The following is a 22,779-nucleotide window of genomic DNA, read 5'->3' as shown; positions in this document are numbered from 1 at the left end:
GCTGACAGTATTGATAATCAATTTGCCACTTCATTATCTAGCCTTAAAGGGGCTCACGCACTGCGTAAAAAGCTAATGGCATACCAAACTAACTTTTTCTCAAGTAATGTTAAGCGATTCCGTGACGGTAAACAGTCAGGAMKACAACAAGACCTACTTGTGCTGCGCTGGTTAGGGGATGAGGGTGACGCTCAGCCTATTTGGCGCTTAGACACGGCCGAAGGTGATAACCGCTGCGCCGAAATGATTTTTAACGATGGCAGTAAATTCCGCCCGATGCAGGTGAACTTAATGGCAGACAGTGGCACCGAAGCAAGGTTTTCGCCATTAGATAACAAACGAATAATCGACAGCATTGCCATGCGAGGCAGCTTTAAATTGTGTGGCTATAACTTCAGTTTGAAAGGCAGCCAAGCAACGTTATCAAGCCAGCCTGCTTTTGAAAAATACCTCAAAGGTTTATAAAGTTAATTAAGGTCGGTTACTGAGTATTACGTCAAACTAAATGTAATACTCAGTAAAATACACTTTGTAAGTGTTGTGCTTTGTTTCAATCGTATTAAACTGTCCCGCTTGCAACAAAAGTTATGGAGACTTGGGTGGTTGAGTTTATTAGGCAAACAATTTTGCCTTTGTATGGAATTATTGATGAAAATGCGAGTATTTCGCCGTTAGGCAATGGTCATATTAACCAAACTTACCTAGTAAGATGGTCAACTGGCCAGATAGTGCTACAACAAATTAATACCACAGTGTTCACCAAGCCAGAAGTGTTAATCGACAATGCCGCAAAAGTCAGCCATCACCTCATTCAAAAAGCCAGTAATGGCGAATACCAGCTCGACGTCATTTCCCCTGTAGTGTTAAAAGATGGCAGCTTATCTGTCGACTTGGCCGATAAAGGCTTTTGGCGTGCGATTAGCTATTTAGCCAACAGTCACACCATTGAAGTGGTATCCAACCAAGATGAAGCCAAAATGGCGGCCAGTGCATTTGGTCATTTTGCCCATGCGTTAAGTGACTTAGATGCCAACACGCTTGAAGATGTTATCCCGAATTTTTTAAATCTTCCTCAACGTATTGAGCAGCTTAAGCAAGCCGTTGCCGATGACAAATCTGGCAGACTAGCTGATTGTCGTGAATGGGCTGAACTTGTCTTATCGCAACAGAGTTTATTTGATGAACTCGAGCAAGCTGAAAGCCAGTTACCGCTACGTATTTGTCACAACGACACCAAAATAAACAATATGTTGTTTGATAAGCGTGACATGTCGAGCATGGCTGTAATTGATATCGACACCTGCATGAAAGGCTACTTAATGTATGACTTTGGTGACATGGTGCGCGCGTTTTGCTCGCCAGAGGAAGAAGACTCCACCGCACTTGATAAAGTTATTGCGCGTCCTGAAATTATTGCAGCAGCAAGCGAAGCTTATACTGCTCAATTAACCGCTATTCTCACGCCAATCGAAAAGCGCAGTTTGTGGTTAGGCATTAAAGTCATGGCATTAATGCTGGGCTCACGCTTTTTAACCGATCACCTCAATGGCGATGTGTATTTTGGTATTCACCGTGAAGGCCATAACCTCGACCGCGCCGCGAATCAGTTAACCGTTTATAAAAGTCTAGTGGCGCAAGAGCCGCAGCTGAGTGCGCTATTTAATTAAAGATTAACGTTAATTAAATAGGCAGTAAGCAGGTAGGACATTATTATCCAGCTGATTTTTAATGAAACAGATAAGGGCTAGCAATGAAGTACCAATGGATATTGTTTGACGCCGACGAAACCTTGTTTGATTTTGATATTTTTGCAGGGTTAAAGCTGATGTTTTCCCGTTTTGATATCGACTTTGATACCACTGATTTCGCGTTTTATCAGTCGGTAAACAAACAGCTATGGCTTGATTACCAGCAAGGGTTAATTGATGCTGCTGAGTTGCAGCACACTCGCTTTTTACATTGGGCGCAAAAACTTGGCGTAACCACTAAGCGTTTAAACAGTGACTTTTTAGCCGCCATGGCCGATATTTGTCAACCGCTGCCAGGGGCGAAAAAACTGGTATCAAGCTTAGAGGGTAAAGCGAACCTAGGCATTATCACTAACGGTTTGACTGAACTGCAAAATGTACGCCTGGAGCGCACAGGTTTTAAGTCTTCATTTGAACATGTTGTAATTTCAGAGCAATTTGGCAAAGCGAAGCCCGATGTGAGCATTTTTGAGCACACTTTTGAGCTCATGGGTAATCCAGATAAAAACACGGTATTGATGGTGGGTGATAACCTTCATTCAGATATCTTAGGCGGAGTTAACGCTGGCATTGATACTTGCTGGCTAAACCATCACGGCAAAGATGTAGTGGATGGCATTAAGCCGACGTTTGAAGTGAAAGACTTGCATCAGCTACATGATGTATTGCACGCCAAGTAACGCAGCATGAGTTAATGGTGCACCTTTTATTCTGCGCCAGACTTAATTAAGCTTGCAGATCAAATCATTCCTAAATAGTTATTCTCTTATTTAGTTGAAACAAAAGGCCCACGATAAACCATTATCGTGGGCCTTTATTATTACTGTTGGCGCCTAGTCTTAATCTTTAGTCTTAACAACTAGTCTTAACGATTAACCTTAAAGTGATTAATTTATAGATTTACTACAAATTCAGATTATCTTTTCTGTTCACGTCTAATGGCTTCGCCTGCTTGGACTTGGGTATCTAACTCAGTGTTGTTCACCACCACTTGGCCATTTACCAATAACCAATGAACACCAACAGCAGGGTGATTAGGATCTTGATAAGTGCCGACATCAGCAATCGTGTCTGGGTCAAATACCACAATATCAGCGTCCATATTATTTTGAATACGTCCTTTACGCTTCATTTGAGGCACAAAATCCTCTAATAGTTGGGCTGGCATTAAGCTCATTTTACGTATTGCCTCAGACATGGAAAGTAAACCACGTTCGCGTACATAGACTCTTAATACTTTGGCAAAGGTACCGTTTGAGCGAGGATGGGAGAATAAGTCTTTTGGTAATGGCCACTCGTCACCCTCATAGTTACTAATATGGCCTTCTTCATCAATGTGCATCCAGAACATTTCGTCTGATTCAATTAACACATTAGGGTTGAGAATTGATGCATCAAGTTTGGCCAAGTCATCTTTATTATTTTCATCTAAAAAGTGCCATACAATAAAGGTACCTGGTTTGTTTGCTTGGTAATCTGCCAGCTGTTCTTCTGTCATGCGATCTTTACCTAGCTGGAAGTTTTCAGCCGTCGAGCCCATATTTTCACGCCAATGCTCACCGCTAAACATTGCTGCGCCAACAACGGTACTGGCAGCGCCCCAAGGGTAAGCACCAATAGTGACATTAATGCCTCTTTCTTGGGCTTGGTTAACCATAGGCAAAATAGTGTCGATGTCTTTTAATGAGGTACTGTTAATGTGGCAAATATGCATGTGTGCACCAGTAATTGCCGCATTACCGACTAGCTCTTTTACTGCTTCAAATGAACTTTGAGGTTCAGCATTACTGGCATATCTGACATGGGTATAAGTCGCTACATTTTGCTCAGCAGCGAGCTCTGATAACTTAAAGTATTCTTTCTGGCCATGCCCTGGCGCATAACCTGCGTTAATACCAATGCCTAATCCACCTTCATCAAGCCCTTGTTGGATATAGTCCATTATCTGGCTTTCTTGAGCGGGCGTTGCAATATCCATTTTCCAATCGCTACGAGATTGAGCCTTTTGAAAGTATCCGATACTTGCAACAGGCTTGGTATCTGAAAAGGTTGCAATACGTGCATATGTCCAACCTGCAGCTGCGCCATAGTTCAGTGGTAACCCTTTACTACCTTGGGCCGCATACCAGTCGCTGATAGGCAAAATACCTGATTCAAGTTCCAGCATGGTGGTGACACCCTGCATTGCCTGCATTCGATAGTCACCAAGATTCTGTCCATGGGCGTGCACATCGATAAATCCTGGCGCCACCACTTTACCCGTGGCATCAATGACTTTATTGCCAGTGATACTGTCTGTGGTGACGGAAACAATTTTATTATCTTTAATGCCGACGTTGGCAATAGCATCATATTTGGTTTCAGGGTCAATCACCCGACCATTTAAGATCACCAGATCAAAATTTGCCGCCAAAACAAATGGTGAGAATAAACCTAGGCTTAACGCTGTAGCTGTCGAGACTAGTGAGGCTCTTTTTCTCATCGTTGATGTACTCCTTTTAAGGCTGAATCCAATGTTGAAATAAATAGGCTAGTTAAGTCACCGAGTTCGGGATTTAACCTATAGTGATTTCAGCGTTGATATCTTTAACAACGCTCAATGCTATTGAGCTCAAATTGATGTTTATGTCATTTCAATAATAGTGTGGATGCTGTTTTTATCCAGTTCATCAGCCTATCTTTTAGACGCAATCTAGTATGTTAAGGCATGGGAAAAGGCTGAAATTAAGCAGAGTGGTAAATCGGAATACTAAAATGAAGCAAGCGATGAATTAACGATTCATCGCTTGGTTGAGGGGCGATATTTCGATACTAAATCTAATATCGGCGTCTTAAATCAATTCAACATTAATGGCCTCAGTTTGAGGCCATTAATGTCGTGATTCTTGATGTGACTTTAGATTTGGCTCTTAATGTTAACTCTAGTGTGACACTGACGAGTTGGCTGTAGCGTTATCGCCAAAGGTTTGGTGATAAGCCACCATAAAGTCTTCTCGAATATGTTGCTCAAGGTGGGTTGCGCGCTCTGTTGGGCAAAAAATCATAATGTGCACTACCTGCTCACCTGCAGGGCCACTATGAATATGGATATGGGGTTCTGGCCCTGGTAAGTCAACGCCAGCATGTTTCTCAATCACGCTATTATAACGATGAGCCACTTCAATAAAGTCTTCGCAGTGAGCGTCTATTTTTTTCACTAAATCAGGGAATAGCGGATACAAGTTAACAAACTCAGTCACAGTGATATTAAAGCTATGGTAAACATAGCGTTTCATAAAGTTTAAGTTCTTAACCGCATAGCTAAAAAACATGCTGTTAGGGAAGGTGACTGTTTTACCTGTGTAGTGATACTGGCCATGGTGTAAGTCGATTTCTTGGATCACCGTCGCCATCAAGTTGTGCTCAATGACCTCGCCACAAAGCTTACCCACTTCAATCCAATCGCCAATCACAAATGAGCGTGAACTCGCCCGCTGAATCGAGCCAGTAAAACATAAGATAATTTCTTTGGAAGCCACCACAAAGGCAATTGCAATCGCAGTTACTGACAGGGCAAATTTACTGATTTCGGTTTGCCAAAGCAGAAACAAAATCACCACAATAATGATGAAACTACTGTTTTTGGTGCGTGACATCCACTTTCGCTGACCTTCACTTAAAAACGCCACATCACCACGAATTTTCGAGACAATTAAACGCTTAGTCAGTGAAATGAGCATAATGACTAACACTGTAAGTAAAAACTTATGGGCCAGTAAAAAGTCGATGACGATATTCAGTTTATCCACAACACCCTCTTAAAAAACGGCAACTTAACGACAAAATCAGCTAGATAACTCACTTTATCATAGCTATTGATTAAGTCAGCTTTGACCAGTGTTTTTTATTTTAAAAGAGTCAATTGGGGGGATTGGGAAAGGTTTTGAAGCTTAAAAGTTGAAACCACGCAGACTGATAAGGTGCGCGGCTTCAACTTAATTTTATTCAGGCTATTTACTCTTTCAAGAAAATATAGCCCGCTTTTTCAGCGCCCCACACTTGTTTATCGTTACTGTCATAACCGCGATCCCAGCTGACAATACTGTCTTTAGTCACCGTAACTTCAGAAGTGGCATAACTTGCGCCGCGTAGCTGACTTAAACAGCTTTTCTCATCAGTAGAACCTGCAAAAGATTGTGACTTATCAGACCAAGTTAAAAAAACAGTACAGCCTGACTTTTCAGTTAAGTCTTTAGGTGTTAGCTCGCTCAGAGGAGCATCATTTTTATAAACGCCTGCGAAGCTTTTATCGTTTTCAAAGGTATACACTTTACTCGCAAACTCAGTTGCTGATAGTGCTGTGACCTCATAAACACGCTGCCTGTATGGTTTATCTAAATGTGTTGCAGCGGCTTGTTCAACATAAAGCCAAGTGGATTTATCCTCTGGCCAAATTTGCACCATATTGAGGTGGATATTAAAAAAATCTTTATCACTGATAGATTGCTGCTCGCTATCAAAGTGGCCTTGCATCCACTCAAGTAATAAAGCTTGCTTGTCTTGTGCAGTTGCTTGAGACGTGATTGGCATAAAAGCCAGTGCTGAAAAAGCACTGAAAACCGCAATGCGGTTAAGAGATGTGTTCACAGGAAATCCTTTCCGATTAATGGTGAAACCAAGTAAATATAAACAATTATAAAATTATACTGTTAAAGTTTCGGTGATATCTAAAAATCAATATAACTTACAGTTTCTTAGTTTTGTAGGAATTGAAAAAATGATAGCTTTTCTGAACCAACATCATTTTTGAATGTTGAGGTATCAAGCTCCAAACAAATGACACTTTTGTCAGAGCGAATTTTGAAACCACTTTGGTGGTTTCTAAGAAATGATGTGCTGACTCGGAGCCAGAACAGTGACCCATCTTTATTTAAAAGTAGGTGGATTTCAGAATGTGTTGAATCATGAATTTTTTCTATAGGTATCTCAAGCCACCAAACTGGCTTTGTCGCATTCTCTTTAGCGAAATGCGTATTCCTATTTGTAAACTGCTCATTAAAGTTTGCATTTGCAAAACTCAAAGCTTCTGCTTTAGTCATATATTACACCCTCTTGATTACTATCAATAAAGTACAACAATAACATTGTGTTGTGTATCCTTCGCTGTAATATAGTTCTTAATGTGGCTTTGTAGTGAGTAAGCTAAATGGAAATAAAAATTGGTGATGTACTGAGGTATAAAAAGCCTGCTTGTATTAAAAATATGTATGAAGGTGGTTTTTTAAATTTCCATTTTTTAACTAATTCCGCAGAATCAAAAAGGTTGCAGCTTGAAAAGGGCATTAACCCTTCAGCTAAAATTAAATCTAGCTCTGGTGAGTTAGTTCGCCCAGCTATCCTCATCTCTAGTAGTCCAAATAAGAAAGGGTCGGCAGAAACACCTTGGGAGGATTTCTATGATGTGGATAACGGTCATATTCGCTACTTTGGTGACAATAAAGAGCCTGGTAAAGATCCTGCTACAGCATTAGGTAATAAAGCATTATTGGAAGCTTTTCGGTTATCGCATTCCCACTCGATTGAAGAAAGAAAATTAACCCCTCCTATTTTATTCTTTAAGCGCACAGTTATTGATGGTATTGCCAAAGGATTTCCTCAGTTTCATGGATTAGGCATTATAAATTCAGTTGAATTAGTCACCCAGTGGGATAATAAATTACAAAGAACTTTTACAAATTATGCTTTTGATTTCACTGTGCTCTGCATTGCCAATGAACATGAAGTATTTGAATGGGGTTGGGTTAATGAGCGACGTAAAGTAGGGTTTTCACTCAATATGACCAATAAGATGGCCCCTCGCAGTTGGCGAAAATGGCTAACGGAGGGCAGTAATTCACTTAATAAACTACGTCGCAGAGTGTCTAAGTTAAGTCTTGAAAAAACAGAAAATCAAAAGCCTATAGCGGGATCTGATTCTGACCGTGTACTGAATGAAATTTATAGTTATTACGCTAATAAAAAGCACCGATTTGAAGCTTTGGCAGAAATTATTGCGGCCCGAGTTATTGATAATGAACATGGTATTTATCAAAAAGGTTGGGTTACACAAGGCTCCAGTGATGGTGGTGCAGACTTTATTGGTAAAGTCATATTAGGCAGTGGGTTTTCCAAAGTTGAGTTGATTGTACTAGGCCAAGCAAAGTGTGAAGCATTAAATTCGCCAACTGGCGGTAATCATATTGCCCGTACGGTTGCTCGCCTAAAGCGTGGCTGGCTAGGTGTCTATGTGACGACAAGCTATTTCTCTGATTCGGTACAGCGGGAAGTGATTGAAGACAAATATCCTATCATTTTGATCCATGGTCGTAGAGTGGCAGAAGAAGTGGCTAAAATTGTCTATGAGAGTGAAGGGTTTGGGAATGTGAATGACTTTTTAATTGCGATGGACAAAGACTATCCATCGCGACTAAAGCAGAGGCAAGCTGAAGAGATTTTGAATTGCTAGTTAAACATCTTAATTAAATCAAGTATTTCTTCTCCTGAGCCATTCTACTTCATCATTTCCTATTCTATTTAGATTACCAACCAGTTTACTAACTCGCTTTTGGGAGTCTAAATCTTCTAGGTCACCTAACCATATATATTCATTAATCTCGTTATCCCAAAAAGCTAAGTTTCCATCTTCTGTCATATTTGTGTTAACTCTTCGATTAGAATCACTACTAAAATCAATATGCTCTAATTTGTAAAACTTATCTGATGTGCTTAAACAAACCCTGTCTTCAAAATCTAAAAGTTTCTTTATATTATCTAATTTTTCGTGGGCGGAGTGTCGAATAAAGGGCCCAGTTCTCACTAACTGAAAGTCAATGATCTCACCAACTAAAGATTCAGACTTTGAAGCTAGTGCAGTTTTAATATAGTCTGAGACTTCATTCATAAGTGGAACAATTAAATCGAATTTTTTATCGATTAATTTCCTTTCTAGTATGGCAAAAGAAAATTTAGAAGAGCCGTCAACTCTAGCCGTGTCACACTTTGGTGTTACACATAATAGAAACTGGTTACTTTTTACCGAATAAACTAATGAACCCTGTGTTAAATATGGTTTTTGGAGTCCTTCAACGTCTTTATATGTTCTTCTAAATGAAGTCAGAATAGATAGAGCTATTGATGATTCTTGGCTGCTGGTACCCTCATGAAAATCAAAAATGGATATAGCTTGCTCAAAACATGCTTTAGTCGGATCAGTAAAAGAGCCTGATATATCATCTGGAGTATTATTAGAAATAACTCTGGCTAAATCTTTTTCAAAGCCATTTTTTGCTAGATCCTTTAAACCATTGTTAGATATTGAATAGCATTTATCTTTAAACAGGATCTTTTTTGATAAGTGATTTTCATTATGTGTTATCCAAGACTCTACAATTTTTTCACCTAAAGTTGCCCGGTCTACTTGAGAAATTGCTAATACACTACGAATATATGAGACAAAGTTTTCAAGCATAAAAACTTCCGAGTCAGCAGGGTTAGGTAATAGAACCCTATGAGATAAATAACCAGTATCAAGTTCAGAACCGAATCGTGTTGTTATTTTTCCCGTACTATGACGAATTGTAGCTGCAGCTTTCATTGCAAAAGCGGGGACTAGCCCATTAACTAGAGTAGCAAATTCCTTAATAGCTGTATTTGGCAGCTCTTCTTCTGATACAGGTCTAAGTCCATTAATTGAATCAATTTTATTATAAAAAACAATATTTAAATTTTCAGAGCTAATTTCAAAATCCAATGAATTGTCCAGATTAGTATCTGCCAAATAATCCCAAAGCTCATCTCTTAAATTATTTAATGCAGGCTCTCCAGTATATATAACAATGGTTCGAAGTCGGCCACCGGAGATGCTATCCTGCTTTAATATTTGTTTAACTAACGCTTTACTATATCTGGTATCATGCTCACTAAGCATCCAGTCCAACACTATAATGTCAGCTGTTGCAGAAGCTGACTTTACACTATTAGCGAATAAGTCAGGATCATCACCATTAGTAATTTGAGGTTGGAATAATCCTGCCACGATGCCTAAATCATAAAAAGCGTTTGTTAGCTCAAGAGTTCGAAGCGGGTGGCTGCTTTCTTCTTCGCCGATGTCATCATCTTGGTCACCTTCTAACTTTGTAACAAGAGGAGCTTCCGCCGTAATCAAAGGGTCTTGTATATCATCATCCGGGTCTTGGATATCAGCATCATTCACTATTTGCTGTTTTTTTTGTAATCCCGCACCATCATCTATAATTAATACCGTTTGCACATATTCTTTTACTATATCGCTACAGTATGTTTCAAAAGCAGACATTATTCTTCGCCTCCCGGGAGCTGTTTGCTAATAGCAAAACATGGTGATGCTCCAGTACTAACTAATTCAATATCGAACCCTTCACTATTTAAACTTTGTTTACTTATGTATAAACCCATACCACGACCACCAGATTTTCTAGAAAATGTAAATTCAAAGATTCTATCCTCATCTACTGATGCGATAGCTGGGCCATTATTACTTATTGTTAGCTGTTCGTTATTTACGTCTAGTTTGATATATTTATTAGCGTTTTCACTTTGCAATTGAGAGTTTAACCAGTAAATAGCATTATCTACCACGTTAATAAAAACGGGTAGGAAAGACGAAGGGAATACTCTTGTTGTTCTTACTTTAAACTCATGAGTGACTTCAAATTTAATATGATGTCTCGTCAAACGTTCCTGAAATATATCTCGTAAGTAAGATTCAATTTCTTTTCCGGAAAGCTCAACTTTACTTCGATACAACCGACGGTTAAGAGGTGTAAACATTTTCAAGTAACCATCTAGATGAGAAAAGCTATTATTAATATTCTTATATAGGCTCCCTAGTTTGGGGTTTTTATCAGCCCACGGCTTTATAGACTGTATTGAGCTTCTTACATTTCTCGCAGTACTGCTGAACTCATGTTGAATAATACCAAGTGACATCCCCAACTGAGCAAAATCAAAATATTGATTCAATGAATCTTTAACTTGTTCGTTTTCTGTCTCTAATGCTGCAAGAGTATCTACTGAGCTAGATTTCTCATCTTTTAAATCACCTAGGACCAGTTCTACAGTGTCGCGCATTTTACTGAAGTATTCTTCGGTTTTATTAGAAATTATCTCTAGTTCATTTTCCCAATTAGTAATTAATTGAGTAGACTCCTCAACGGAAAGGGTATCTATTGGAGTTGAATTTATGTTTGACATAACTTCAGATAATTTGTTGGTGAACTCACCTGACTTTAATCTAGCCTTGTCTTTTATTACTGAATCAATCTCACTAACATTAGCGGTGAGCTCATGCTTATATTGTGAAATATTTTTTTTAAGGGACCTTCTTTCTTCCTCCAAGACTCCACTTACTTGCTCTCTCAGTGAAAAAGTGAGGCCATGGCTTTCAATATAGGATGCTATATTTTCTTCAATTTTTAAATTGGCAGGCTGAATTAGGTCGTCATTCATTTTCTCTTTAGTTTTTAAGTAACTAATCCAGTTTTTTGTTAAATCTTTATTTAAACCTATATTGGGTTTGCTTACTTTACTAGCGTCATTAACTTTCTTCCAGGTACCTTTTACATGCTTTTTCAAGTCAAATATGAAGCTATACTTTTCTTTATTACTCCAATTATCATTAGTTTTGTTTAACTCAGACTCAACGAAATCTAATAAGGTATTAACTTCGTTAGTGAAGTAATTATCATCAAAAAAGTCAAAAAAACTGTTCAACTGCTCTTCAAATTTCGCTTTTTTAGGGCCAACAAGTTTTTTACGTCTGTCAATTGCAGCTTTCTCGGCTTCTACAATATCTTTTAATTTGGTTTTTATTTCATTAAAGCGATCATTACTTGATGTGCTTCTGAAGAAGTCAGCTGCAAGTTGGTCAAAGAAATGTTCAAGAATTCCTTTAAACTCACGATAAGCTATATTTTCAATTAGCCCTTCACGCCCAGCTTTTTCAATTAACTTTTTATTTATATCGTGCTCTATATCTATTGCACCAAACATCAGTCGATATGAAAAAAAGGCAGTCGCAGCTCTTTTAGTACGTTTTTCCTCAAACTTTAAAAAATCAAATTCTTGTTTGCCATACGGCAAAACACGAATACCATCTTTATAAAGGTATAACCCTCCATACATGCCTAGTTTTGACTTTATATCTGTGTATATTTCTGTTGGGACTAAACTGTCGGATGCAGCACCTTGTAAATAAGAGAATTTGATTTTAAAAGGCCCACAACGAGTTTTTGAGCCATAATTTTCATTCCAATTTATAATGTGCTTTTGAGGTTCACCTTTAAAGACAGTAACGAACCCTTTAAATTGTCCATATTCATCGAACTCCCCTTCGATATAGTGGTCTGCACTTTTTGCATCTTCGGGAGTGAAAAAACCTTCTTCAATTAATTCTTCTGGCTCTGATGAGCCTTGATGTAATCTGAACTTAGAAGACATGGCAGTGTGTTTACTGTTAGAAAGAGAATTAGAGAAACCTACTAATATTTTCTGAAGCTCAGTTGTACCTACATCATTAGTTTTAATATCTAAGCTTAAAGTCTCATCACAAGGCATAATTATAAAATGTGTGCCCTTGCCGAAGCCATCTAGAACTGGCGGTTTCGCACTATCTAATAAGTCATCTTTTGAAGTGTCATCCTGAGTAGCATTCCAATTCTTGACAGTTTTACCTTGTATATTTTTAAACAACACTTCAGGAGAGAATGCTAATAATTTTACATCCTCTAAAATCAGGTTCATAAACTCAGAAGGTATTTTATTTCCCAGTTCTTGTAGGTTTTTAATTAGTTCTTTTACCATACCTTGGAGGTCGTGGGCCGTTGGCAAAACACTCTCGGGAAAGGTTCTCGTAGGGATAATAATATCTGAAATGCTAATGTCTGGAATTTCAAATTGGCTCCAATGAACTAGAGCAACAATCATGTCATGAAGACCATCAGCTCTTTCTGCTCTACTTAAAACAAGGACTTGTCGGCCAATTGATGCAATAGCTAGGCGTCCAATGCCTTTTTCACCCATCAGCTTACGCTCATTCATTCCTTCTGGTATATAATCTGATTTTCGATTAACACCAAATTTACTTGAGGTGCCAATAGTTAACCATTTACTGATGAAATCGCTTTCTGTCATACCTGTGCCATCATCTCTTAGAGTTAAGAGGTTCTGATCTTTGAAATAATCTATTTCGACATTTTTGGCATATGCATCATGTGCATTTTTAAACAGCTCATGAATAGCTGTAGGGATTCCAGCAATTTGCTGGCGGCCGAGCATGTCTACAGCTCTGGCGCTTACACTCATTTGGGCCATTTTTAGCTAAGTCTCAGTAGTTTAGATGTAACAAGTACCTACAATAATAGGCACTTTTATTATTTCAATCTACTACATATATCATTTATCAGGACTTTTGCTAACAAAGGAGGAACGGCATTACCTATCTGCTTGGCTATAGAGGTGGTATTACCTAGGAAGTTAAAACTCTCAGGGAAGGTTTGAAAGCGAGCTGCATGCCTAAGAGTCATGCCATTGTTTTGCCATGGATGTATAAAACGCCCCTTGGAAGGGTTGTTACATCCAGTAGTGACGGTGTTACTTGGTAAGTGGATCATCACTCGACCGTAAACATCTTTATGACCTTTATAGCCATTTGAGTGACAGGTTTTTCTATGTTTTTCCCCAGCGTCTTCTCTGCTCCCATTTAGCGGAGTATCAATGAATTGCTGAATCATTTTAGGCGTTGGTTGCATGTTAATCTTGCAAATATCATCATCTTTTACAGGTTCACCATATTCTAGTGATTGAAGAAGAAACCTTGCTTCATCATCCGTCAGATTTGTTTTAGGCCTAAAATAATCTTCAATATACTGTTCAATCAGTGTGTGTGTAAGCTTTTCAAAAACCGTTGAAGCTGTTTTCCACTTTGGTGTTTTTTCAGATGTCGGTGAAAAGTGAGTAGCCGCAGGTGGGAAATCAGGATTCTCAATATTCAAATTTTTACGGGTGCCAAAAATGAAAACCCGTTTACGGTTTTGTGGCACGCCATAATCTTTAGCATTGAGGATATTACAAAAATGGATGGTGTAGCCATGTTCCTCTGCTAACGCTAACAGTTTTTGCAGGTACTCTTCGTGGCGCGACCATAAAAGGCCTGCCACATTCTCGATTAAGAAGGCTTTTGGTTTTAGTCCATCAACAAAATCGAAGTACTTTAACAGCAGCTGATTTCGTGGGTCATCTATACCTGCGTCGTTTATTCTGTGGGTTGAAAACCCTTGGCAAGGTGGACCGCCAAGTAACAGATCCAAGTCACCTGATTTGAGCTTTAGCTCTTTCATCAGAGCGGGGAGGTCTACTTCATTGATGTCACCATTAATCAGCTTGGTTGGTGATTTCAGTCGATCAATTAGATTACTTTGATAAGTTATTGAAGCGGCTTTATCTAATTCGATAGCTGCTACAACATCAATACCACATTGATGTGCGGCTAATGAGAAGCCACCTGCACCAGAGAAAAGATCAATCGCTTTCATTAATTACATTACCTAAGACAGAATTGGACTTGCGAATCGCAAATTATACCTAGCCAAAAAGATTCTGCTAGTGATAAAAAATTGCCATATAAATAATGTTTACCGCCTATAGCGTGTAAAAGTGCTTTTAACGGTTATAGTGTGTAAAACGAGATTGTTATAAGGGCTATAAACTTTTCAAACTGCACTAAAAAGCCCAGCATTCACTGGGCTTAGTTTTATAAAACGTCCGTAGAAAGCTTACTCAACGTTTTGAATTTGTTCTCTCATTTGCTCAATCAATACTTTAAGCTCTACCGCTGCTGCAGTGACTTCTGCGCTGATTGACTTTGACGCTAGGGTGTTAGATTCACGGTTAAATTCTTGCATCATGAAGTCTAAACGACGTCCTTGTGCGCCACCTTTTTTAAGAATTAGGCGCGTTTCAGCAACGTGTGCATCAAGGCGGTCCATTTCTTCTGCAACATCCATTTTTTGTGCAAGCAATACCATTTCTTGTTCCATACGTGCTGGATCAAGTTCGCCGGTGATTTCGGCTAAACGGTTGGTGAGCTTGTCACGTTGCCATTGCATTACTGCTGGCATGTGTTCACGCACGATAGCCACTTGCTCAACGATTTGGTCTAAGCGAGTTTGTAGCATGGCGTTGATGGCTTCGCCTTCACGGCCACGGGCTTCGATAAATTGTGCCACTGCACCGTCGAATGCACCGAGTAAATCTTTGTTGATTTCGCCCATGTCTTGCTCTGCACCTGCCATAACACCAGGCCAGCGTAGTATATCGACTAGGTTAAGTTCACCTTGATTAGCTTCTTTTTTTAACCATTCAGCGGCATTAAGTAATTGCTTGGCCAAGTCTTGGTTTAGGCGCATTTCACTGCTGCCAGATTCAGACAGTTCGTAACGTAAGTTGACCTCAACTTTACCGCGGTTTAAGCGTTTACGTAGGCGATCACGTAATACTGGCTCAAGGCTGCGCATTTGCTCTGGTAAACGCAGGTAAGTTTCTAAGTAGCGTTGATTGACTGAGCGAAGTTCCCAAGAGGCGGTGCCCCATTCGGCTTTGTGCTCAATGCGAGCGTAGGCGGTCATACTTTGGATCATGGTTGAACCCTGAATAGTTAGCAGCAAGTGTGTGTTGTCGATTATAGTCTGCTGGCCTTGAAGGTCAAAGTGTACAAAGGTAAATTCACTTTAAATATCGAAACTTAAGCCGTTTTACACGGTCACATCACTGAAGTGTTTAGCGCTTTGGCTATCTTGGCCTGTTAAATGGCGTTATCGATGGGTTTGTCATCGAATTCGTTAAGTGAATTGTTTATAGTAGGCTCAATCATCAACTTAGATCTGCGGATTTAAGGTGTTATCAAATTTTGGAGTAGGCAATTGGACCATTTCGTGTGGAATCTCGACCCGGTATTAATTTCATTTATGGGTCTTAAAGTACATTGGTACGGGGCATTATTTGCATTGGCGATTGCCAGTGGTTTTCAGGTAATGAAGCGCATGTACAAAAAAGAGGGCTTGGATGTTGAGTCGTTAGATAACTTACTGATGTACTGTGTGGTGGGGATTATTGTTGGTGCGCGTTTAGCCCATTGTTTCTTTTACGATCCGAGTTATTACTTTGCTAACCCGATGAAGATTCTGGCGATTTGGGAAGGCGGCTTAGCCAGTCATGGCGGCGGGTTAGGGGCGATATTAGCGCTGTATTACTACAAGCGTAAAACTGATATGCCGTTTTTATTCCTATTGGATAGGCTAGCAATTGCGACCGCGATATTTGGCTTCTTTGTGCGTATGGCTAACTTTGCCAACTCTGAGATTTTAGGTCTGCCGACTACTAAACCTTGGGGCATTATTTTTGAGCGTGTGGACTTACTACCGCGCCATCCTGCACAGTTATACGAAGCGATTAGCTACTTAATTATCTTTATTTCGCTTTATGCTGTGTACAAGTTTACTAACTTAAAAGAAAAGCACGGCGTTATATTCGGCTTGTTCTTATGTAGCGTATTCAGTGCGCGTTGGGCCATTGAAATGGTCAAAGTGAAGCAAGCGGCTTATGCCACTGAGTGGACCATGAGTGCAGGGCAATTACTGAGTATTCCGTTTTTACTTGTGGGTGTGGCTTTGCTTATTTTACCGTTTGTAAAAAAGCAGAAGTAAGCTAGTTAATTTGGCAGACTGTCGATTGAGCAGCTAGTCGATTCAGCAGCTAGTCGATTAAGCAGACTGTTGTTTAATTGGCTGTTGATTTAATTGACTGTTGATTTAATAAGATACTAAAAGCTAATCATAGGCCGTGACTGATTAAAGTCATGGCCTTTTTTATACCGATTAACCCAGTGATTTAATATCGACCTTTTGGCCCTGTTCTAGCTGCTTGATTGCACTGACGATTGCGGCATTAACGGGTGTAGCGACCTGATGTTGCTGCCCGAGTTTGACTACGGCTTGGTTTAAATAGTCTATTTCGGTTTTACGATTAGCCTGTATGTCTTCCCACATGGATGAGCGCGCCTGTGGGTCGATATCGAGCATTTGTTTTGCTAGCAGTGTAAACAGGCTATCGGGTAAGGACAATATAAGCGGTAACCATTGGGGTTTTACTTTGGTGAATTGTGCTAACGGCAAACAGGCTTTTTGACACACGCTTAGCCATTCTTTCATCGCAAGGCTTAATAATTTACGGGTCTGTTTTTGACTCAGTTGCTGCTTAATCGGTACATCGGTGATGGCATTGAGCGCATTATTGAGGTTAAGCAGTAGTTTGCCGTAAATGATTGGCGCCATATCCTCTGCCAAGGTGCAACTTAAGCCTGCAGAAAGCATTGCTTGTTGAATAGCCTGCGTATGGGGCGAATTGGCAAAAGTGAATTCACCTTCGGTGCCTTTATGAAAGGTGGCATGGTCTTTTTGCAGGACATTAAACGGGGTTATGCCCTGTATCAGCAGCCTTGGCTGCGCTGAGATGTTAGCGAGTGCTTGCTTAATTTCATCTAAACTGCCTAAGCCGTTTTGCATTAACACTATGGTGCTTTGCTGGTGGGATAACTGCAGTAGTTGCTCACTAATCTCACTAACTTGATGACATTTTAAGGTGACAAAAATCAAATCGAATCTGGGTGTGTCTGTGTCAACTTCGGTGAGCAGTGCGTTCGGCATGACTTTTTGATGCAAGCCTTGGTAGCTTGTGAGCGTGATGCCTTGATTGTCGATAATGCTGCGTTTAATGCGCTCGCGACAAATTAAGCTGACATCGAGTTTAGCCATGAGTAATTCGCCGGCTAAGTAACATCCTGTTGAACCTGCACCAAAGATGGCTATTTTCATCATTTCCCTTAAAGCATGAGTCACATTCCTTTGACCAGTGTGCCGTTTTGTTAATAAAAATCCAATAAGGGTTTTGTTTGACGTGGCATCAAGGCTAACAAGTCACTATAATGCTGTTCAATTATGAGCGTTGGTTGTGGGTTTATCTTGTTAGCTGCTGATTGAAGGCGCTACCAAGGATAATATGCCCGACCTTAGCTAGAACTTAGGCTTAAGGCCAATTTAGTCACTGATTCCACACAATAGGAAATGCATATGCGTCCAAGCGACAGAACACCTGCACAATCTCGTCCAGTTACGATTACTCGTCAATTTACAGCTCATGCTGAAGGTTCGGTGTTGGTTGAATTTGGTGACACTAAAGTGTTATGTACTGCAAGCTTTGAGGAAGGCGTACCGCGTTTTCTTAAAGGCCAAGGCCAAGGCTGGGTAACTGCTGAATACGGTATGCTTCCTCGTTCGACTCATAGCCGTATGCAACGTGAAGCGGCACGTGGTAAGCAGTCTGGTCGTACTCAAGAAATCCAACGTTTGATCGGCCGTTCATTACGTGCTGCGGTAGACATGAAAGCCTTAGGCGAGAACACTATCGTAATCGATTGTGATGTGATTCAAGCTGATGGTGGTACTCGTACTGCTGCGATTACTGGTGCCTGTGTTGCATTAGTCGATGCATTAAACTGGGCGCGTGGTAAAGGCATTTTAAAAACTAACCCGCTTAAGTTCTTAATTGCTGCTGTAAGTGTTGGTATTTACAAAGGTGAGCCAATCTGCGATTTAGAATATATCGAAGATAGCGCTGCTGAAACTGACATGAACGTTGTGATGACTGAAACTGGCAAGATGATTGAAATCCAAGGCACTGCCGAAGGTGAGCCATTCAGCCACGAAGAGTTATTAAGCTTACTTGAGCTTGCGAAGCACGGCATTCGCGAAATTGTCGATACGCAAAAAGCGGCATTAAGCTAAAGCGTATTTGATTAAGGGGCTACTTGAATAAGGTGGCCCTTTTTTTAAGCTGCATTTAATACAAAAAAGATTACCCAACAGATAACAGTGTTAAGGAGATAATGTGAAAGCATATCAACGTGAGTTTATTGAATTTGCTCTTGAGCGTCAGGTATTACGCTTTGGTGAGTTCACCTTAAAATCAGGCCGTACTAGCCCTTACTTTTTCAATGCGGGTTTATTTAACACGGGTCGTGATTTAGCGCGTTTAGGTCGTTTTTATGCTGCTGCATTGGTTGATTCTGGTATCGATTACGATTTAGTGTTTGGTCCTGCTTATAAAGGTATCCCGATTGCGACAACTACCGTTGTGGCTTTATGTGATCATCACGATAAAGATGTGCCTTACTGCTTTAACCGTAAAGAAGCGAAAACCCATGGCGAAGGCGGCTCATTAGTGGGTAGCGAGCTTGCGGGTAAAGTGATGCTAGTGGATGATGTGATCACCGCGGGTACTGCTATTCGTGAGTCAATGGAAATCATTGCTGCACACGATGCAAGCTTAGCAGGTGTGTTAATTGCACTTGATAGACAAGAAAAAGGTAAAGGCGAGTTGTCAGCGATTCAAGAAGTTGAGCGCGACTTTGGCTGTGACATCGTGTCTATCGTTAAGCTATCTGACCTGATTAGCTACTTATCTGAAAAACCAGGTATGGAAAAAGAGCTAGCGTCAGTGAGTGCTTACCGCGAGCAATACGGTATTTAATCCGATACTTCTACTTATTAAATAACATCAGGTTGTTTAGTACTAAGATAAAAAACACTGGGATTTTATTGCAGTGTTTTTTATTTATTAAACTTCCAACCTTGAATAAACTTCAAGAATAGGGAATTTATTTTCACCGAAATTGATCGTAATAGATAAGCTCTCATTACGTTCAAATCTAGTAGTGAAAGCAGCAGGCATTATTCGGTCACCGTTAGCAAATAAAGCAAGTAGATGTTTTTGGTTTAACGTTCGTTGTCCATTAGCTGTATTATTCACAGTGATGACAGCCCACCTCTCCCCTTTGTCATTACTCATAAGTACACAATTGATAACCTGAAAATCACTAATATCTGCAAATACTTTTTGAGGATTATCAAAGGAGGATTGAAAACTACCAGATACAGACCTGTCTACGGTGAGTATTTCAGTTTCTGCAATCACGCAACCAGAGAAGCATACTAAAAATAGAAAAACATATTTCATAAAACATCCTTGTAATATTAAAGAAGATTGAAACCTCTAGTGATCTCAATGATTAGTTAACCAGAAATTCTGCTCTTGTTGCTGGGTTAGATTTAAAAATCCCGCCTAATGCAGTGGTGGTGGTTGAGCTGGTTGAGTCCATCACACCGCGAGATTTAACGCAGTAATGCACAGCGTCCATTTTTACCGCAACATCTTTGGTTTCAAGTAAGGTTTGCAGGGCAACCAGCACTTGCTGAGTCAGTCTTTCTTGTACTTGTGGTCGCTGGGCAAAGAAGCGCACAATGCGATTAATCTTCGATAGGCCAATAATCTTAGTGCGCGGCAAGTAAGCCACCGTAGCAAAGCCATCAATGGTCACTAAATGGTGTTCGCAGGTGCTGGTTAAACTGATATTTTGAACTCGTACCATTTCATCAACGCCCATCTTATTATCGATGACAGTGATTTTAGGGAAGTTTTGGTAATCAAGGCCAGAGAAGATTTCATCGACATACATTTTGGCAATACGGCGCGGTGTATCCATTAAGCTATCGTCTGATAAGTCTAACGCCATTAACGTCAGCACTTCTTTCATGTGATGCTCAATTTTATCTTTACGCTCTTCTGCAGTTCGAGTTTGCGGCAACATTGGGGTTTCAAGCCCTTGTTCAGTCAGTGCTGCTTTAACTTTTAACGCGGCTTCACTTAATGCCATCTTATCCTCCAACCACAGGGGTAATACGTATTACTGAGTGTATGTTATAAATCGCCTTGTTGCTGTCGTGGTATTTCGCGTGAATGCGTTAACCGCAGCAATCTCAAGGGACGGGGATAATAGCGTGATTTGAGTCAAATTAATATTATTGAAATAAAAAAAGCCGACCTTTTTAGTCAAGTATCGGCTTTGGTGTTAGAGGATGATTATAATTTTAAATTATCTTTTAAAAACTTAAGTGATAATTGAAAGTATTTTTCTCGGCTTTCTGGGACATAAAATCCATGACCAGCTTTATCCCACACATGCTGCTGGTATGGATAGTTAGCTCTATCTAAAGCATCAGTCATCGCTTCAAATTGTTCCATTGACGCACGAACGTCTTCTTCGCCATGTAGTAATAAAATATTGGCTTTCAATTTATCAACGTTATGGCTTGGTGACATTGCTTTAAGCTTTGCTTTATCATCGCCTAAGACTGTATCTAAAAAAGCTCCGCCTGAATAAGATTCCGGAATATCACCACTATCAAACAGTTCTTCTAAATCGTATACACCAGCTGTACCGATCGCACACTTATACATATCAGGTTCGATTGTTGGTGCCATAAGTGATGAGTACCCGCCAAAGCTACCACCCGAAATACATATTCTTTCTTTGTCTGCTATGCCTTGCTCAATGATGAACTTGGTTCCGTCAATGATGTCGTATTGAATTTTTGTTCCCCATGCTCGGTATCCATTTTCTTCAAATTGCTTTCCGTAGCCACCAGAGCCAGTAAAGTTAACTTGTAAAACAGCGATTCCATTTTGTGCTAGCAATTGATTCTCTGAGTTGAACGCCCAGTAATCTCTAGGTCCGTGAGGTCCGCCATGAGGGTTAACTACAAATGGCATGTTCTTGTGTTCAATACCTTTAGGGAGAGTTAAGTAACCGTGAATTTTAGCGCCATAGCGATTAGTAAATTCAATAGGTTTTACCTCAGACATATGGTTTGGGTCTAACCAACTTTTTTCAGAAAATAGATATTTTATTTTTTTATTTTTAGTATCAAAAAGGTAATAGTCACCTGGGTTTTTATCATTCATGGCGATAACAACCATTTTTTCGCCATCAAGTGTTTCACTTACAATACGAACACGATGATCAGGTATGGCCATCATTAATTGATTTAACTGTTTAGCCTTTGAGCTATCTTTATCCAAAAACTCATATTCTGGGTAACCATTTTCAAACTCAACCGCGTAAAGCAGTTTTGTTTGATCATCGATATAGATTTCGGATGGATCTACCACGGGGTGTTGAATTATCTTTTCACGCTCGCCAGAAGGCAACTTGATTTGATAAATCGCTCTTGTTTGCTTATTTTCAATCGCAGAAGCATAAATAGAATTTCCGTCTTCAGAAAATGCAAGTGGGTAAAACTCTTCTAGGCCTTCAATGAAACTTTCTGCAGAAACCCATTTATCTAATTTTTCATCGAAATAGTAAACTAGATGATTATTTTTACGATCGCTCGCAAAGCTAAATCGAATATTTTTATCATGATCGGCAAGAAAGTTTGCATTGCTGATAGGAGAAACCGTCAACTTTTTGCGTTTGCCGTTATAGACATTGACTTCATAAACTGATGTTGCAGCACTATTAGTGCCAGTCCATGGATATACCATGACTAAAATTTTCTTTTTATCTTCAGGTAATGTATCGAGTACGTAACCCGATGCTCTTAAGCCTTCTTTATACCCAAAAATATATTCCGAGCGGCTACCATCGGCATTTACTGCAAGCATTTCGCCGCGGTAAGAAGAGGTTTCAAAGCGAACTCGTTTATATGTTTTTTGAACCACAATACGATCAGCATTAACCCAGTGGTAGTTGCCGACTTCTCCCTTGCCTTTGAAGTTGACAATGTAAGTCGGTTTGAGCGTTTCTAGTTCAACAATGATGAGTGTGCGTTTATCGCTTTCTTTATCGATAACGACACCTGATAGGTAATCGCCTTCCGGCGATATTTTGATCTCGGTGAACTCAGCAGATGCACTGAATTCTTTGATTGTATTTTTTGGAGCGGCAGTAGCGCTATTGACTTGTAAGAAACAAATCAATAGAAAACTTAGAATTGCAAACCTCATAAATCTTCCTTGATGTTGCGTTTTTGTTATGTGTTAAAACGCATTCTAAGTTGATAATTGAATTTTGCAATACTTAAGT

At 39.8% G+C, this 22,779-nt stretch carries 18 protein-coding genes and 1 pseudogene; 7 read left to right on the top strand and 12 right to left on the bottom strand.

The genetic code is table 11. The annotated features are described in order from the left end of the window. The 3 genes and pseudogenes from FNZ24_RS21480 to yjjG form a co-directional block, all read left to right on the top strand. Positions 1 to 465, top strand: a pseudogene (locus FNZ24_RS21480) (hypothetical protein); the annotation flags it as partial. Positions 466 to 599: 134 nt separating this feature from the next. Beyond that, positions 600 to 1,667, top strand: coding sequence for a phosphotransferase enzyme family protein (locus FNZ24_RS10885; RefSeq protein ID WP_153914508.1), 1,068 nt, complete (start codon positions 600 to 602; stop codon positions 1,665 to 1,667). A gap of 83 nt (positions 1,668 to 1,750) precedes the next feature. Then, positions 1,751 to 2,428 (top strand): pyrimidine 5'-nucleotidase, encoded by a 678-nt coding sequence (yjjG, locus tag FNZ24_RS10880; protein WP_153914507.1) that lies wholly within the window; start codon positions 1,751 to 1,753, stop codon positions 2,426 to 2,428. 236 nt (positions 2,429 to 2,664) lie between these two features. Here the strand turns inward: yjjG and FNZ24_RS10875 are convergent, their stop codons facing one another. The 4 genes from FNZ24_RS10875 to FNZ24_RS10860 form a co-directional block, all read right to left on the bottom strand. Continuing rightward, on the bottom strand, positions 2,665 to 4,230 hold the full coding sequence (locus FNZ24_RS10875; protein ID WP_153914506.1) for an amidohydrolase family protein: 1,566 nt from the start codon (positions 4,228 to 4,230) through the stop codon (positions 2,665 to 2,667). A gap of 439 nt (positions 4,231 to 4,669) precedes the next feature. Next, the gene (locus FNZ24_RS10870; protein WP_153914505.1) at positions 4,670 to 5,536 is read right to left on the bottom strand and encodes a mechanosensitive ion channel family protein; all 867 of its coding nucleotides are present in this window, start codon (positions 5,534 to 5,536) and stop codon (positions 4,670 to 4,672) included. 205 nt (positions 5,537 to 5,741) lie between these two features. After that, a complete protein-coding gene (locus tag FNZ24_RS10865; protein WP_153914504.1) occupies positions 5,742 to 6,374 on the bottom strand; it encodes a chromophore lyase CpcT/CpeT in 633 nt (210 codons plus the stop codon). A 107-nt stretch (positions 6,375 to 6,481) separates the two neighbouring features. Beyond that, positions 6,482 to 6,826, bottom strand: coding sequence for a hypothetical protein (locus tag FNZ24_RS10860; RefSeq protein WP_153914503.1), 345 nt, complete (start codon positions 6,824 to 6,826; stop codon positions 6,482 to 6,484). A gap of 107 nt (positions 6,827 to 6,933) precedes the next feature. Between FNZ24_RS10860 and FNZ24_RS10855 the strand changes: the two genes are divergently transcribed. Continuing rightward, positions 6,934 to 8,232, top strand: a complete 1,299-nt coding sequence (locus FNZ24_RS10855) for a restriction endonuclease (protein ID WP_153914502.1) — start codon at positions 6,934 to 6,936, stop codon at positions 8,230 to 8,232. 18 nt (positions 8,233 to 8,250) lie between these two features. Here the strand turns inward: FNZ24_RS10855 and FNZ24_RS10850 are convergent, their stop codons facing one another. The 4 genes from FNZ24_RS10850 to FNZ24_RS10835 all read right to left on the bottom strand — a co-directional run bounded on the left by FNZ24_RS10850 (position 8,251) and on the right by FNZ24_RS10835 (position 15,439). Then, positions 8,251 to 10,080, bottom strand: a complete 1,830-nt coding sequence (locus tag FNZ24_RS10850) for a response regulator receiver domain (protein WP_153914501.1) — start codon at positions 10,078 to 10,080, stop codon at positions 8,251 to 8,253. Next, on the bottom strand, positions 10,080 to 13,115 hold the full coding sequence (locus FNZ24_RS21475) for an ATP-binding protein (protein WP_194945041.1): 3,036 nt from the start codon (positions 13,113 to 13,115) through the stop codon (positions 10,080 to 10,082). Before FNZ24_RS21475 ends, FNZ24_RS10850 begins: the two co-directional genes overlap by 1 nt. A gap of 59 nt (positions 13,116 to 13,174) precedes the next feature. Next, entirely contained in the window at positions 13,175 to 14,335 is a 1,161-nt protein-coding gene (locus FNZ24_RS10840) for a DNA cytosine methyltransferase (protein WP_153914500.1), read from the bottom strand. A gap of 240 nt (positions 14,336 to 14,575) precedes the next feature. Continuing rightward, on the bottom strand, positions 14,576 to 15,439 hold the full coding sequence (locus FNZ24_RS10835; protein ID WP_153914499.1) for a YicC/YloC family endoribonuclease: 864 nt from the start codon (positions 15,437 to 15,439) through the stop codon (positions 14,576 to 14,578). A gap of 282 nt (positions 15,440 to 15,721) precedes the next feature. Here FNZ24_RS10835 and lgt point away from each other — a divergent pair, with 282 nt between their 5' ends. Further along, positions 15,722 to 16,504 (top strand): prolipoprotein diacylglyceryl transferase, encoded by a 783-nt coding sequence (gene lgt, locus FNZ24_RS10830; protein WP_153914498.1) that lies wholly within the window; start codon positions 15,722 to 15,724, stop codon positions 16,502 to 16,504. A 171-nt stretch (positions 16,505 to 16,675) separates the two neighbouring features. Here the strand turns inward: lgt and FNZ24_RS10825 are convergent, their stop codons facing one another. Next, positions 16,676 to 17,671, bottom strand: coding sequence for a 2-dehydropantoate 2-reductase (locus FNZ24_RS10825; RefSeq protein ID WP_153914497.1), 996 nt, complete (start codon positions 17,669 to 17,671; stop codon positions 16,676 to 16,678). Between the two features lie 255 nt (positions 17,672 to 17,926). On the opposite strand from FNZ24_RS10825, the gene rph reads away from it, so the two are divergent. Both rph and pyrE read left to right on the top strand, forming a co-directional pair. Continuing rightward, positions 17,927 to 18,640, top strand: a complete 714-nt coding sequence (rph, locus tag FNZ24_RS10820) for a ribonuclease PH (protein WP_055025233.1) — start codon at positions 17,927 to 17,929, stop codon at positions 18,638 to 18,640. A 103-nt stretch (positions 18,641 to 18,743) separates the two neighbouring features. After that, on the top strand, positions 18,744 to 19,385 hold the full coding sequence (gene pyrE, locus FNZ24_RS10815) for an orotate phosphoribosyltransferase (RefSeq protein WP_102476567.1): 642 nt from the start codon (positions 18,744 to 18,746) through the stop codon (positions 19,383 to 19,385). 87 nt (positions 19,386 to 19,472) lie between these two features. Here pyrE and FNZ24_RS10810 read toward each other — a convergent pair whose 3' ends face one another. The 3 genes from FNZ24_RS10810 to FNZ24_RS10800 all read right to left on the bottom strand — a co-directional run bounded on the left by FNZ24_RS10810 (position 19,473) and on the right by FNZ24_RS10800 (position 22,700). After that, a complete protein-coding gene (locus FNZ24_RS10810; RefSeq protein ID WP_153914496.1) occupies positions 19,473 to 19,871 on the bottom strand; it encodes a hypothetical protein in 399 nt (132 codons plus the stop codon). Between the two features lie 52 nt (positions 19,872 to 19,923). Further along, a complete protein-coding gene (gene folE / locus FNZ24_RS10805; RefSeq protein WP_153914495.1) occupies positions 19,924 to 20,568 on the bottom strand; it encodes a GTP cyclohydrolase I FolE in 645 nt (214 codons plus the stop codon). 206 nt (positions 20,569 to 20,774) lie between these two features. Continuing rightward, positions 20,775 to 22,700: an alpha/beta hydrolase family protein gene (locus FNZ24_RS10800; protein WP_153914494.1), complete on the bottom strand. Its 1,926-nt coding sequence runs from the start codon at positions 22,698 to 22,700 to the stop codon at positions 20,775 to 20,777. Positions 22,701 to 22,779: the final 79 nt, after the last annotated feature.

Origin of the sequence: Shewanella sp. TC10, from assembly GCF_009663145.1 — a bacterium.
Taxonomy (GTDB): domain Bacteria; phylum Pseudomonadota; class Gammaproteobacteria; order Enterobacterales; family Shewanellaceae; genus Shewanella.
Note: the sequence above shows the minus strand (reverse complement) of the source record. Positions and strands in the feature narration are given on the sequence as shown.

What these genes read in the sequence shown, in the direction of transcription:
- yjjG (WP_153914507.1), top strand. Translation starts at nt 1,751, where the DNA reads ATGAAGTACCAATGGATATTGTTTGACGCCGACGAAACCTTGTTTGAT.
- FNZ24_RS10875 (WP_153914506.1), bottom strand. Translation starts at nt 4,230, where the DNA reads ATGAGAAAAAGAGCCTCACTAGTCTCGACAGCTACAGCGTTAAGCCTA.
- FNZ24_RS10860 (WP_153914503.1), bottom strand. Translation starts at nt 6,826, where the DNA reads ATGACTAAAGCAGAAGCTTTGAGTTTTGCAAATGCAAACTTTAATGAG.
- FNZ24_RS10855 (WP_153914502.1), top strand. Translation starts at nt 6,934, where the DNA reads ATGGAAATAAAAATTGGTGATGTACTGAGGTATAAAAAGCCTGCTTGT.
- FNZ24_RS10850 (WP_153914501.1), bottom strand. Translation starts at nt 10,080, where the DNA reads ATGTCTGCTTTTGAAACATACTGTAGCGATATAGTAAAAGAATATGTG.
- FNZ24_RS21475 (WP_194945041.1), bottom strand. Translation starts at nt 13,115, where the DNA reads ATGGCCCAAATGAGTGTAAGCGCCAGAGCTGTAGACATGCTCGGCCGC.
- FNZ24_RS10840 (WP_153914500.1), bottom strand. Translation starts at nt 14,335, where the DNA reads ATGAAAGCGATTGATCTTTTCTCTGGTGCAGGTGGCTTCTCATTAGCC.
- FNZ24_RS10835 (WP_153914499.1), bottom strand. Translation starts at nt 15,439, where the DNA reads ATGATCCAAAGTATGACCGCCTACGCTCGCATTGAGCACAAAGCCGAA.
- FNZ24_RS10825 (WP_153914497.1), bottom strand. Translation starts at nt 17,671, where the DNA reads ATGAAAATAGCCATCTTTGGTGCAGGTTCAACAGGATGTTACTTAGCC.
- rph (WP_055025233.1), top strand. Translation starts at nt 17,927, where the DNA reads ATGCGTCCAAGCGACAGAACACCTGCACAATCTCGTCCAGTTACGATT.
- FNZ24_RS10810 (WP_153914496.1), bottom strand. Translation starts at nt 19,871, where the DNA reads ATGAAATATGTTTTTCTATTTTTAGTATGCTTCTCTGGTTGCGTGATT.
- folE (WP_153914495.1), bottom strand. Translation starts at nt 20,568, where the DNA reads ATGGCATTAAGTGAAGCCGCGTTAAAAGTTAAAGCAGCACTGACTGAA.
- FNZ24_RS10800 (WP_153914494.1), bottom strand. Translation starts at nt 22,700, where the DNA reads ATGAGGTTTGCAATTCTAAGTTTTCTATTGATTTGTTTCTTACAAGTC.